This window comes from Serratia rhizosphaerae (genome assembly GCF_009817885.1).
Classification (GTDB): domain Bacteria; phylum Pseudomonadota; class Gammaproteobacteria; order Enterobacterales; family Enterobacteriaceae; genus Serratia_B; species Serratia_B rhizosphaerae.
The window spans coordinates 3071557-3084927 of the sequence record NZ_CP041764.1; the positions used below are offsets into that span (position 1 = coordinate 3071557).

At 56.7% G+C, this 13371-nt stretch carries 13 protein-coding genes; 7 read left to right on the forward strand and 6 right to left on the reverse strand.

Features of this window, described 5'->3' with window-relative positions:
• The first annotated feature begins 2 nt into the window (after positions 1-2).
• The 3 genes from FO014_RS14325 to FO014_RS14335 all read left to right on the forward strand — a co-directional run bounded on the left by FO014_RS14325 (position 3) and on the right by FO014_RS14335 (position 3035).
• Positions 3-662, forward strand: coding sequence for an L-fuculose-phosphate aldolase (locus FO014_RS14325; RefSeq protein ID WP_160030025.1), 660 nt, complete (start codon positions 3-5; stop codon positions 660-662).
• Entirely contained in the window at positions 662-1633 is a 972-nt protein-coding gene (locus FO014_RS14330; protein ID WP_160030026.1) for a carbohydrate kinase family protein, read from the forward strand. Before FO014_RS14325 ends, FO014_RS14330 begins: the two co-directional genes overlap by 1 nt.
• Before the next feature lie 94 nt (positions 1634-1727).
• A complete protein-coding gene (locus FO014_RS14335) occupies positions 1728-3035 on the forward strand; it encodes an MFS transporter (RefSeq protein ID WP_160030027.1) in 1308 nt (435 codons plus the stop codon).
• Positions 3036-3285: 250 nt separating this feature from the next.
• Here the strand turns inward: FO014_RS14335 and hemW are convergent, their stop codons facing one another.
• Genes hemW through FO014_RS14365 form a run of 6 tightly spaced genes read right to left on the reverse strand, consistent with a single transcriptional unit; the run spans position 3286 to position 7451 of the window.
• Complete coding sequence (gene hemW / locus FO014_RS14340) at positions 3286-4437, reverse strand: radical SAM family heme chaperone HemW (protein WP_160030028.1); 1152 nt, start codon at positions 4435-4437, stop codon at positions 3286-3288.
• A complete protein-coding gene (locus FO014_RS14345) occupies positions 4427-5023 on the reverse strand; it encodes an XTP/dITP diphosphatase (RefSeq protein ID WP_160030029.1) in 597 nt (198 codons plus the stop codon). The genes hemW and FO014_RS14345 overlap by 11 nt, the downstream gene beginning before the upstream one ends.
• 17 nt (positions 5024-5040) lie before the next feature.
• Positions 5041-5331: a DUF167 family protein YggU gene (yggU, locus tag FO014_RS14350; protein WP_105232509.1), complete on the reverse strand. Its 291-nt coding sequence runs from the start codon at positions 5329-5331 to the stop codon at positions 5041-5043.
• The gene (locus FO014_RS14355; RefSeq protein ID WP_015673797.1) at positions 5328-5882 is read right to left on the reverse strand and encodes a YggT family protein; all 555 of its coding nucleotides are present in this window, start codon (positions 5880-5882) and stop codon (positions 5328-5330) included. The genes yggU and FO014_RS14355 overlap by 4 nt, the downstream gene beginning before the upstream one ends.
• Before the next feature lie 19 nt (positions 5883-5901).
• Positions 5902-6723: a pyrroline-5-carboxylate reductase gene (proC, locus tag FO014_RS14360; RefSeq protein ID WP_160030030.1), complete on the reverse strand. Its 822-nt coding sequence runs from the start codon at positions 6721-6723 to the stop codon at positions 5902-5904.
• Positions 6724-6743: 20 nt separating this feature from the next.
• Positions 6744-7451 carry a YggS family pyridoxal phosphate-dependent enzyme gene (locus FO014_RS14365; RefSeq protein WP_160030031.1) on the reverse strand — a complete coding sequence of 236 codons (708 nt, stop codon included), beginning with the start codon at positions 7449-7451 and terminating at the stop codon, positions 6744-6746.
• A gap of 20 nt (positions 7452-7471) precedes the next feature.
• On the opposite strand from FO014_RS14365, the gene FO014_RS14370 reads away from it, so the two are divergent.
• The 4 genes from FO014_RS14370 to FO014_RS14385 all read left to right on the forward strand — a co-directional run bounded on the left by FO014_RS14370 (position 7472) and on the right by FO014_RS14385 (position 13327).
• Positions 7472-8464, forward strand: coding sequence for a type IV pilus twitching motility protein PilT (locus FO014_RS14370; RefSeq protein ID WP_160030032.1), 993 nt, complete (start codon positions 7472-7474; stop codon positions 8462-8464).
• A 144-nt stretch (positions 8465-8608) separates the two neighbouring features.
• Entirely contained in the window at positions 8609-9241 is a 633-nt protein-coding gene (locus FO014_RS24170; protein WP_160030033.1) for a response regulator, read from the forward strand.
• A complete protein-coding gene (locus FO014_RS14380; protein WP_160030034.1) occupies positions 9234-12776 on the forward strand; it encodes an ATP-binding protein in 3543 nt (1180 codons plus the stop codon). The genes FO014_RS24170 and FO014_RS14380 overlap by 8 nt, the downstream gene beginning before the upstream one ends.
• 107 nt (positions 12777-12883) lie before the next feature.
• Positions 12884-13327 carry a DUF1090 domain-containing protein gene (locus tag FO014_RS14385; RefSeq protein ID WP_160030035.1) on the forward strand — a complete coding sequence of 148 codons (444 nt, stop codon included), beginning with the start codon at positions 12884-12886 and terminating at the stop codon, positions 13325-13327.
• Positions 13328-13371: the final 44 nt, after the last annotated feature.

The following is a 13371-nucleotide window of genomic DNA, read 5'->3' on the forward strand; positions in this document are numbered from 1 at the left end:
AGATGAAATATCAAAATATTTATCAGGCCCGCAGTGCCGTTGTGGATGCCTGTAATCAGATGACCAAACTGGGCATCAATCAGGGAACATCAGGCAATATCAGTCTGCGCTATGACAACATCATGCTGATTTCACCTTCAGGTATACCTTATGAAAATATGGAGCCTGGAGATATTGTAGAGATGACGATGGATGGTGAGTGGCATGCCAGCAAGGGTATGGTGCCGTCCAGCGAATGGCGCTTCCATCTCGATATTCTGAAAAACAAACCGGCTGTTAACGCTGTCGTTCATGCGCATCCAACATATTGTACCACGCTTGCTATCCTGAATAAGCCCATTCCTGCGATCCATTACATGATCGCGGTGGGGGGGAAAAATGACATTCCCTGTGCGCCCTACGCGACTTATGGAACGGAAGAGCTGTCGGAGTATGCGCTGGCAGCATTGCGCGATCATCATGCCTGCCTGCTGGCGAACCACGGTATGATTGCCACTGGCAAAAGCCTGGAAAAGGCTATGTGGACGGCGCTGGAAGTAGAAGTCCTGGCGCACCAATATCATGCCTGCCTTCAGGTCGGTGAGCCGGTGTTACTGTCCGATGATGAAATCGATCGCGTCCTGAAGAAATGGGGCGAATATGGCCTGCGGGAGTCAAATTAATGTCGACACAACACACTACAAACCCTGCATATGACGCCAGCTTTGTGGGTTTTTATTGCCTCGATATTCTTGGCGTACCGGTTGAGGTGATCCCGCCAGGTGGCCAGTGCTACTTTATCGACGATATCCGTCTGACGGTTGCAGGCACCGCTGGCGGCAGCGTGGTTGATGCGGCAAAACTGGGCATTAACTGTTTGGCTCTTGGTGCCGTTGGCGATGATGAAAAAGCCGACTTTATGCTAAGCAAGCTTGAAAGCTTCGGCGTGGATACTTCGGTGATGCGTCGCTATCCGGGGGTATCGACTTCCTCTTCAATTTTGACGATTCGCCCGGACGGCTCTCGTCCTGCCCTGCATGTGCGTGGCGTATCAGATCGCTTCGAATTGTCTGAAGCGGCAATGAGCAAGGCGATCGATGCCAAAGTCGTCCATTTTGGTGGAACAGGTTTGCTTGCCAAGCTGGATGGGCAACCCACCGTTGATTTGATGCAAGCGGCGAAAAAGGCAGGAAGAATCACCACCTACGATTTGATAGCTGCCCGAAAAGAGACCGTTGAGTTAGTTCTGCCGGTGCTGCCATTTGTGGACTACTTTATGCCGAGCATTGATGAGGCAGCGGTGATGTGTGGAAACGATAACGTTGACTATTGCGCTGATTATTTCCTTGCAGCCGGTGCCAAGGTGGTGGCTATTTCTCTTGGTGCAGATGGTTCCCTTATTGCCGGTCAAAACGGTGAGCGCTTCCACGTACCAGCACATGATATTCAGGTTCTGGACACCACTGGATGTGGTGATGCCTACAGCGCAGGTTTTGTGGTTGGGTTAGTGAAGGGGATGGATCTTGAGCAGTGCGCGCGCTTTGCAACAGCCTGCGGAGCGTTGGTTGCAACTGGCCTCGGGTCTGATGCCGGGATCCTATCTTTTGATGACACGATGAAGGCAATGAACAACTTACCCAAGCGTGGCCGTTGACCCGTACCACGCACTTAATTAATTAGACCCAAGTACCGGCATCTCACCCTACGGCAGGGCGGGTTCTCGACGCCCTTTTTTCTGGAGCGTTACAATGCAAAACGATACAACACAAGTGCGACCAGGGATAAATCGCTTATTGACGTTAGCTGGCATTCCAAAGCCATTGCTCATAGGTTTTATTGGTTTCACCATCTTTATGATTGGAGATGGAATAGAGCTGGGATTCCTGGCCTCCTATCTGAATGAACAGGGACTTTCCTCAGAAAAGATTGCTCTGTTATTTACGCTATACGGATTAACCGGATCCATTTCTGCTTGGCTGTCAGGGGCATTATCGGATGGATACAGCCCATATCGCGTCATGTGGGTAGGGCTCATCATATGGATCGTGCTGGATATTGCCTTTCTTACCTTTGGCGTCAGCCAGTCAAATTATGAATTAATGCTCCTGTTCTATACGCTCCGAGGCTTTGGATATCCGCTGTTTGCCTATGGGTTCCTCTGCTGGATCGCTGCTGCATCCCCGGCCAAAATGATGGGTTCAGCAATGGGCTGGTTTTGGTTCTTTAGTACATTAGGCTTAATGACTCTCGCACCGTTGGTAGCAAGTGTTTCCATCCCGCGAATCGGTGAGATGAATACATTCTGGCTATCGATCGTAATGGTTATCATCGGCGGGCTGTTGGCATTGCTTGGTTTAAAAGAGCCGACAGGGAAGCATCCGTTATCCAACGATAAAACGGGAACCGCAAAGCTTCTGTTTAAAAGTATCAGCATATTGTGGCGTGAACCCAAAGCAGCAATGGGCGCCGTCACCCGAATGATCAATACCGCTTCGTTTTACGGGTTCATGCCGGTGATGCCTTTCTTCTATACGCATCAGGGGGGATTTACCCTGCCGGAATGGCTACAATTACTAAGCTTGGTTTTCTTTAGTAATATTATTGGCAATCTGGTTGCAGGGATTTTAGGCGATAAAATTGGACACCGAACAACGATTATCGTCATGGGGGGATTATTATGCGCCGTCACGACACCTCTCTTCTATTATCTGCCACTATGGTATCCAGGAAATGGGACACTGGTCAGCATTAACGGTGTTCTGTGGGGCATCGGTCTGGCTGGATTCGTACCTTTATCCGCGCTGATGCCGCTTATCTCGCCGGCGAATAAAGGCGCCATGATCGCTAGCCTGAGCTTGGGTGCCGGAATGAGCATGTGGTTTGGTCCTTTGCTGTTTACGTTATTCCAGAGTCACATTGGGATTGAAGGTGTCTGTCTGGTGTTCACGGGACTCTATATCATCAGCATGGGATTAACCGCGTTGTTAAAACCGAATGTGGGAGAAAGCGTAACAGCGCTGGAAAATAACACTCTTTCGGAACCTGTACGTGAGTAATCACGTAATACCAAGCATGAACGATACATAAGTGTTTTTATTTGACTAGCTTCCCTTAAAAAAGCAGAAAGTCTTTCGACTTGCTGATTTTACGGGTCATCATGGGGAAGGTCTCTGAGCAAAATATGTGCCAGGTCATACATATTCTACTCAGAGTATGGTAACTACAGGGCGGAAGATGGCGGTTTTTTCAATTTGCGGCAGTCAGGCTGCCCTGTTCGCTGAACGTGACGGCCTCCTGGTAGCCCCGTTACTCGTCGGCTAAAAACAGCTCCAGCAGCGAGTTGAGGAACAGTTTGCCATGTTCGGTAATCTGCCAGCGGTCGGCGTTCTCCGTCAGATAGCCTTTCGCCAGCGCCTGATCCAGCTGCGGGCGGATTGCGCTTTCATCCAGCCCGGTGTAAATGCGGAACTCGTCGCGCGGCGCGGCCTCCAGCAGCCGGAAGCGGTTCATAAAGAACTCGAACGGCCGATCCGCCATCGCTACCTCATGCTGCTTCGCCATATAGTTGCCCTGCATAAAACCGCGCGGATGCTTGGTTTTTTCGGTGCGCACAATGCGTCCGTTGCTGAAGGTCAGTTTGCCGTGCGCGCCGCAGCCGATGCCCAGATAATCGCCGAAGCGCCAGTAGTTCAGGTTGTGCCGGCACTGGTAGCCCGGTTTGGCGTAGGCCGAGGTTTCATACTGCTGGTAGCCGGCGGCGGTCAGCAGTTCATGCCCCTGCTGGAAAATATCCCACAGCGCATCGTCGTCCGGCAGCGGCGGCGGGCGTGAGCCGAATAGGGTATTCGGCTCAATGGTCAGCTGATACCACGACAGATGCGGCGGATTCAGGGCGATGGCCTGGCGCAGGTCATCCAGCGCTTCTTCCAGCGACTGGTCCGGCAGCCCGTGCATCAAATCCAGGTTAAAACTGCGCAGGCCGAGGCCGGTGGCCAGCTGCGCCGCACGCTTGGCCTCTTCCGGGCCGTGGATGCGCCCCAGGCGCTCCAGCTTCTGGTGGCTGAAGCTCTGCACGCCAATCGAAATACGGTTAACGCCGGCGCGCTGGTAGCCGCTGAAGCGGTCGGCCTCAACGGTGCCGGGATTAGCCTCCATGGTGATTTCGGCGTCGTCGGCAACGGGAATTCGCGCCCGCACGCCGTCCAGCAGCCTTTGCATCGCCTCCGCGCTCAGCAGGCTGGGGGTGCCGCCGCCGATAAAGATGGTGCTGATGCTGCGACCGCCGGCGAGCGGCAGGTCGGCGTCCAGATCCGCCAGCAGATGGTCGACATATTCCTGATGCGGCACCTCGCCCTTCAGCGCATGCGAGTTGAAATCGCAATAGGGGCACTTCTGCACGCACCACGGAATATGGATGTACAGGCTCAGCGGCGGCAGTTGTACGGCGTTACTGGGCATTGCGCATCGCTTCCAGCAGCAGTTTCAACGCCTGACCGCGGTGCGAGACGGCGATTTTCTCCTCGCGCGTCAGCTCGGCGGCGGTGCGCTGCAGTTCCGGGACGTAGAAGATCGGATCGTAGCCGAAGCCGCCGCGGCCGGCGGAGGTGGTGGTGATTTCCCCGGCCCAGCTGCCGTGGAACACCAGCGGCGTCGGGTCGGCGGCGTGGCGCAGGTACACCAGCACGCAGTGGAAGCGGGCGCCGCGCTGCCCGGCGGGCACCGCCTGCATGGCATCCAGCAGTTTGTCCAGATTCTGTTGGTCGCTGGCGTCTTCGCCGGCGTAGCGGGCGGAATAGATGCCCGGCGCGCCGCCGAGCACATCTACCGCCAGGCCGGAATCATCGGCGATTGCCGGCAGGCCGGTAACCTGTGCCGCGTGGCGCGCCTTCAGGATGGCGTTTTCGATAAACGTCAGGCCGGTCTCTTCGGCGGACTCAACGCCCAGCTCGGTTTGCGCCACGATGTCCAGGCCGAAATCGGCCAGCAGCGCGGCGAGTTCGCGTACTTTACCGGGGTTGCCGGTGGCAAGAACGACTTTTTGCATAGTGATACCTTGAAGCTTTAGTCAATCAGCGCCGCAATAACCGGCGGGCGCTGTTGCGGATGAATAATGCGTAACTGTTTATGCCGGCCCAGTTCGCCTTTTTCGATAGTGATGTTGCTCTTCGCCGCCTTGAACTGCTTGGCGAGAAACTTAATCAGATGGGCGTTAGCCTGGCCGTCCACCGGCGGCGCGGTGATGGCGACTTTTATTTCGTCGCCATGCAGACCGATAATCTGGTCGCGGCTGGCCTTCGGCTGAATATACAGCCTGATGACCAGCCCATCCGGCAGCAGGGTGACGGCGCTCACAGCAGGAACCAGATCTCGCCGAACAGATCCATACCCAGGTAGTTGATGAGATACAGGATCAGAATCACTACCATCGCCGAGAAGTCAATGCCGCCCATCGCCGGGATAATACGGCGGATCGGCGCCATTAGCGGCTCGGTCAACTGATACATCACGTAGTCAATCGGGCTGCGGCCCTGGCTGATCCAGCTCATCAGGGCGCGGATGATCATCACCCAGAAAATCAGATAACCGGCGGACTTCACCAGCGAAATCAGGCCGAACAGCAGGTTATACGGGCTGAGCGCCATGGCGCCGCCCTGAATCAGCAGCAGCAGCGGATATTTGATGGTCATCAGCAGGAACGCCAGCAGCAGCGAGGCGCTGTCGATCGGCCCCAGCGAAGGCAGGACACGACGCAGCGGGCCCACCACCGGCTGAGTGATTTTCACCACGAACTGGGAAAACGGGTTATAAAAATCGGTGCGCGCCCACTGCATCCAAATGCGCAGCAGCAGCACCATAACGTAAATATCAATAACGGTCTTGACCAGGAAAGTCAGCGTTAGCATTGCGTGGTTCGCTCCTTAATTAGAATGATTTTTCCATTTCCTGCGCACGGGAAACGGCCGCCTGCATCGCCTGAGCGACGGTTGCCGGCAGGTGTTGTTCGTTAAACACGCGCAGCGCTTCGGCGGTGGTGCCGCCTTTTGACGTCACCTGTTCGCGCAGGGTCGACAGCGACGTTTCCGGGTTGGCTTCCACCAGCGCCGCCGCGCCGCTGGCCGCCTGCTGCACCAGCTCGCGCGCCTGCTGGCTGCTGAAGCCCATCTGTTCGGCGGCCTGCTGCATGGACTCCATAAACAGGAAGAAATAGGCCGGCGCGCTGCCTGCGGCGGCAATCACGCCGTTAATGCCGTTCTCATCGTCCACCCAGCAGACTTTGCCCACCGAGCCCATCAGCGCGCCGGTGAAGTCGCGATCCTGCTGGCTGACCTGCGGCGGCGCGTACAGCCCGCTCATGCCTTTCCCGACCAGCGACGGGGTGTTCGGCATGATGCGCACGATATTGAGCGACCGGCCGAGCAGTTGATAGAAACGCTCGACCTGAACGCCGGCGGCGATCGACAGCACCAGCTTGCCGTCAAAACTGACCTGGCTCTGCAGCGCCTGGCAGACGTCGGCCATCAGCTGCGGTTTTACCGCCAGCACTACCACATCGGCGCCCTGCGCACAGGCGGCGTTGTCGGCGCTGCTGATAATGCCATAGTCGGCGGCCAATGCATCGCGATTGTTCGGCGACGGAGCGCAGACGCTAATCAGGTTGGCCGGATAACCGCCGCTGACCAGACCGGCGATGATAGCGCGCGCCATATTGCCGGCGCCAATAAAAGTAATCTTGCGGTGTTGCATATCGTTCCTCGTCTGTGCTGTCAGGCCTGCGAATAATCACGGGCGCCAAAAATCGCGGTGCCGATGCGTACCAGGGTACTGCCGGCGCTAATCGCCGCGGACATATCATCGGTCATGCCCATCGACAACGTATCCGCCTGCGGGTGCTGCTGTTGCAACTGCAAAAAGGCCTGCTGCATCCGGCCGAAGACCTCCCGCTGCCGTTGAGGATCTTCCTCCGGCGCCGGGATAGCCATCAGGCCGCGCAGCGTCAGGCGCGGCATGGCGGCGACGGCCTGCGCCAGCTGCGGCAACTCGTCCAGCCCGATGCCGGATTTGCTCTGTTCATCGCTGATGTTGATCTGGATTAACACATTGAGCGGCGGCATCTCGGCCGGACGCTGGTCGTTCAGCCGCTGGGCGATCTTTTGCCGGTCGACGGTGTGGCACCAGGCAAAGTGTTCGGCCACCTGGCGACTTTTATTGGATTGCAGCGGACCGATAAAGTGCCACTCCAGCGCCGCGCCCTGCGGCTGCGCGCTGAAATGCTGAATTTTCTCGACGCCTTCCTGCACGTAGTTTTCGCCAAAGGCCCGCTGCCCGGCATTGATAGCGTCTGCGATCGCCGCTACAGGTTTGGTTTTACTGACGGCAAGCAGCGTCACTTCTTCCGGAGCGCGTGCGCAACTTTCGGCAGCGCGAGCAATACGGCTCCTGACATCCTGCAGATTCTGTTGGATAGTGCTCATTCTTGACCCGGGAGATAGATATGGATATCGATGAATTTGTGGCCCTTAGTGTAAAGCATAATGCTTCCGATCTGCACCTTTGTACCGGCCAACCGTTGATGATGCGCATCGATGGTGAACTTCAGCCGCTGGCGGGCGACGCCGCCCTGTCTGCTGCAGACATGCAACCGCTGTGTACCGCGCTGCTCGACGAGCGCCAGCAGCGGCAGCTGCAGCGGGCCGGCCAGCTGGATTGCGCCTTGACGACCACGAGCGGCACGCGGCTGCGCGCCAACTTTTTTTATCAGCACGCCGGCATATCGCTGGCGCTGCGTCGCATTGCGGAACGTTGCCCGACGTTGGAGCAGCTGCAGGCGCCGGCGATTATACCGACGCTCACCGAGCGGGAAGAGGGGCTGATTCTGGTGACGGGAGCGACCGGCAGCGGCAAGTCCACCACGCTGGCGGCGATGATCGACCATATCAACCGTCACCAGCGGCGGCATATCCTGACGCTGGAAGATCCGATCGAGTTTATCCACCGCAGCGCGCTGTCGCTGATTCAGCAGCGACAGTTGGGCCGCGATACCCGCAGCTTCGATGCGGCGCTGAGCGCCGCGCTGCGTGAAGATCCTGACGTTATTCTGGTGGGTGAGCTGCGCGACGGCGCCAGCATCCGCCTGGCGCTGACCGCGGCGGAAACCGGCCATCTGGTGCTGGCGACGTTGCATACCCGCAACGCCCCTCAGGCGGTTGAGCGGATGATCGACGTCTTTCCGGCGGAAGAGAAAGCCTATGTGCGCGCCCAATTGGCCAGCGGTTTGCAGGCGGTAATCGCGCAGAAATTACTGCGCAGAGCCGACGGCGGCAGAACGGCTGTATTTGAAATCCTGACGGCGACGCCGGCGGTAAGCAGCATGATTCGCGAAGGAAAAACGCATCAGCTGGCCAGCGTGCTGCAAAGCGGGGCGCAGGCGGGTATGCAAACCTTTGCTCAGGGCAAACAGCAGCGTATTGCGCAGGGAATTTTATAATGACACAATCCAGACGCGAGAATGATAATATGGATATTGTGGTTTTTTATTTGTAATTGGCTGTCGCTCTGTCCTGTGATTATTTAATTTCACAGGGTGGGTAGCTATATGCGGATTACCTTGCCCATGAATAAGGATATTCTTATGGATACCTGGCTGGTTGTTGACGATCATCCGGCAATCTGTTTCGCCGTCAAAACAATGCTGGCGCAATTAGGTGATAATGTAATTATAACTGCGGCCAGCGGCACCGAGGCGCTGGCGAAAATAAAAGAGCACCGGCCCGGCATGGTGATTCTGGATATCATGCTGAATAAAATGGACGGCCTGCAGGTGCTTCAGCGCATTCGCCAACTGGATAGCGCCATCAAGGTTATTGTCTATACCGGTCTCCCGGCGGAAAACTACGCGGAGCGGGCCATGCGCGCCGGCGCGCGGGGTTTCTTTCATAAAGATCAGGATATCAGCCAACTGGTGCCGCTGTGCCAGCTGGTGCTGCAGGGCTATGCCTGTTTCCCTCATGATGCGGTAACGCCGCTGCTTAATACGTCGGTGCGGAATAATAATGCGCTGGCGCGCCTTTCCGATCGTGAATTAACGGTGCTGCGTTATTTGTCTGAAGGGCTGAGTAATAAGGAGATTGCCGACAGATTATTGCTGAGCAATAAAACAATTAGCACTTATAAGACTCGTCTTATTGAAAAGTTTAATGGCAAGGCCTTGGGGGAGGTTTATGCATTATTGAATAAGCGGCAAAGCCCGGTAGATAATGATTAAATACATTTTACTGTTCCTGACGCTGTTTTCCAGCGGCGCTTATTGCGCCGCGCTGCTGCCTTATCGTGAAGTCAATCTGGTTAGCCGCGAACAAATACAGCTGGCAGAGCCGGAAATCAGCAGCGACGACTGGCACTGGCTGCGACGTAAGCGCGCGTTGGTTTTTGGACTGGCACCGCCGAACTATCCGCCGTTTGATATTACCAGCGGCGCTAATGACTACGGCGGCATCAACGCCGATTTTCTCGGCATTATCGCCTATAACCTCAATGTGCAGATCAAAGTGCGTTATTACGAGAATGAAGCCGATCTATGGCGGGATTTCGCCAATGGTTCGGTTGATATGATCGGCAACATGGCGGCGATGGGGGAAGACGATCCCGGTCTACTGCTGACTCGTGCCTATGTGCCGGTGGCCCTGGCGCTGGTGGCGCGCACCGATAGCTTGCTGCGTTTCCAACCGTTTAAGGAGATCGCCATTGAGGGGCTGTACCGCAATAACCCGAACATTTTGAAGCGTTTCCCCGTTGCTAACTATCAGAGCCTGGATATTCCGCGCCGCGCGCTGGAAGCGCTGTCGTTCAAGAGTCTTGACGCTTTTATCGGCGATGCGACGGTGGCGCGCTATCTGATTAATCAGGGCAATCTGAACAATTTGCGCGTGCAGTTGCTGCCGCAGCAGGATGTGCGCGGCTTTTCCTTTGGCGTCGCGCCGGAAAACGTACGCCTGCAAAAAATCCTCGACGCGGTGCTGAAGCTGATCCCTGAAAGAGCCAAGGCGGAGATTCTGAGCCGCTGGAACGGCGGTATTCCGATGTCGCAGGGGGGAGAGCATCTGCTGCTCACTTCGCTGGAGCGCAAATGGGTGGAGGAGCACCCTCACGTCCGGCTGGTGGTCAACGGCGACTTTCCGCCGCTGAGTTTTTTCGACGTGCAGGGCGGCTTTCGCGGGCTGAGCGCCGATATTATCGACGCTATTTCCGAGCGTACCGGCCTGAAGTTCGATATTGTCCGCGCCAACTCGCTCAAGGAGTCGCTGAATATGGTAAACGCGGGCCAGGCGGACGTGGTGGAGGGCATAACGCTCGACTCCGTCTGGCCGAACGGCCTGATGACCACCCGATCGTTTCTGGTCAACTCCTGGGTGCTGGTGGGGCTGGCGAGTCAGAAGGTGCATGGCGATCCGCAGGTGATCGCCCTGGTCGACGGCCATCCGCTGCAGGCATTTTTGCAGGAGCGCTATCCGCAGAGCCGCATCGTCAGCGTAGACTCGCCACAGGCCGGGGTTGACGCGGTGAAAAAGCGCCGGGTGGCGGCGCTGGTGCTGCCGATGATTAGCGCGGATTTCTTCCTGGCGCATGAACAACCCGCCGGGCTACATATTCTGGAATCGCTGGATACTGAACCGGCGCACTTTGTGATTGGCGTTGCCGGCACCGAATATCCGCTGGCGACCATTCTGGATAAGGCGCTGCTCAATATACCGCCGGAAGATATCCATGCCATGACCAGCAACTGGTACAACAATACCTACCTGCTTGAGGGGGCGAAAAGCAGCGGCAAACGCTGGTTCCGTTACTATCCTGCGCTACTGATTGGCATGAGTTTATTGTTGGCACTGACGCTCGCGGCCAGCCTGATTGGCAGACTGCGCGGCAAACGGCAGTTGGCCCGGCGTTGCCAGTTAGTGATGGACGCCGTGCCTTTGCCGATCTATATGACCAATCTGCAGGGCCAGATCGTGATGGCGAACGCGTCGTTTTACCGTGCCATTGACGCCACGGCGCAACAGATTATCGGCGCTTCGCTGGACGATATGACGCTGGGGCAGCCCGGCGCGTCGGATATTGCGCTGACCGACGGTGAGAAGGGCAAGGGGATGTTCGTCACCCGCTATTTACAGATAGGCGAGCAGCGGCACACCCTGCAGCAGTGGAATTCGCTGTGGATCACCGAAGGGCGCCGGGCGGAGGGTAAAATCGGCGGCTGGTTTGACGTGACCGAGCGCGATCGTCTGATTGAGCAACTGCGCCAGGCGAAAGAACATGCCGACGATGCCAACCGCGCCAAAACCACGTTCCTGGCGACGATGAGTCATGAGATTCGTACGCCGCTAAACGCCATTATCGGCATGTTGGAGTTGTTGCTTAACCGCCAGCCTGGCGACGTGGTGGCCGACAGAGAGTTGTTGGGCGTGGCGCATGAGTCCGCGCACTCCTTGCTGACGCTGATTGGCGATATTCTGGATATTTCACGCATTGAATCCGATCGCCTGATCCTGCATCCCCAACGCGCCGACATCCGGCGTTTGATCGAGTCAATAGCGATGCTGTTTGACGGCGTGGCGCGCCAGAAAGGCTTGGATTTCCGTCTGGAGATCGACGCTGAGATCACCGGCGATGTGCTGGTCGATCCGGTGCGTTTCAAACAGGTGCTGTCGAATCTGGTGAGCAACGCCATCAAGTTTACCGAGCAGGGACAGGTGACGTTGAGCGCGGCGGTGGAGAAAGCCGCTGAAGAACATTTTAACCTGCGTCTGCAGGTTTCCGACACCGGGCGGGGTATCGACGCCCAGACGTTGGGGCGGCTCTTCCAGCCTTTCACCCAGGGACAGGGCGACGGCGGCGGCGCGGGGTTGGGACTGTATATTAGCCGCAAACTGGTTGCGCTGATGGACGGCTTTATCAGCGTCAACAGCGAAGTCGGTTTAGGCAGTGATTTTACGGTGGTGATCCCCGTCACTCGCTTATTGCATGTTGAAATGCCGCATTTGGAAATACAGTCGTCCGCGCCGCCGGCACAGCGTTTGCGAGTATTGGTGGTAGAGGATCATCATGGGGGGCGTATGCTGCTGGCTCGTCAACTGACGTTTCTCGGTCACCAGCCGACGGCGGTTGAGGACGGCGAACGGGCGCTGGCGCTGCTGGATCAGGCGCATTTCGATCTGATTATCACCGATTGCCATATGCCCAAGCTGGACGGCTACAGCCTGAGCCGTCAGATACGGTTGAATGAACGTGAACGCAATCTGCCGGCTTCCATTGTCTGGGGGTTGACCGCCAATGCGCAGGAAAGCGCGCGCGAAGCCTGCCTGCAGGCCGGTATGAATGACTGCCTGTTCAAACCGGTCAACCTGGTGATGCTGGAAAATAAATTGCTGTCTCTGCCGACGGCGACGGAAGACGAAGGCGGAGAGGATATTCTCGCCAGGCTGCCGCCTGAGCTGAGGCAGCCGGAGGTGCTGCGGGAGTTTATCGACACCATGCTGAGCTGCCTGCAGGAGGACGGAGAGCAGTTGCGCATAGCGCTGCAGCAGCGTCCCGTTTCGCGGGACAATCTGCAGGCGTTGGCGCATAAGCTTGCGGGCGCCGCGCGTCTGCTGTACGCCGAGCCGTTGGATCAGGCCTGTAAGGCGCTGCAGCGTTATCCGGATGCGCTGCATGTTGGGTTGGTGCTCAAGGAAAGCGAGAAGCTGGCGGCGTTGCTGAAACGCAAACAGCGGACTACAGGAGAATCATCCTTTCCTACAGCGTGATTAAGATGCTGTTGGGTTTTCAGGTAAAGGGCAACATTTTAGACTTGTTGCGGACAGGAAGGGGAGTATTGGACTCCCCGCGTCCAATGATTTTTAAGGATAATATCATGAAAAAGATGACTAAAATGGCAATTATGCCTGTAGTTCTGGCCTTAGGCGTAGGCTTCTCTTCAATGGCGTCAGCCGGCGGCTATGACTGCAACGCCAAGCGGGCGGCGATTGAGTATCAAATCCAGCAGGCGGAAAAATACGGCAATTACCACCGCATCGCCGGTTTGAAGCGTGCGCTGAATGAGCTGAACGCACACTGCACCAACGGCAGCCTGATCAAAGACGCTCAGAAGAAAGTGGAAAAATTAGAGCGTAAGCTGGCGGACAAACAGCAGGACGTGCGTGAAATTAAAGGCGATCTGCGCGAAGCCCAGGCTAAAGGCGACGCCAGGAAAGTTGCTAAGTACCAGCGTAAGCTGCAGGAAAAGCAGTCTGATATGAGAGAAGTTGCTGCTGACCTGCGTCAGGCGCAGGCTGAACTGGCCGCGCTGCAAAAATAATCCCTGTGCTGCCCTGCGCTGATGGAAAGCCGCGGGCAACCTAG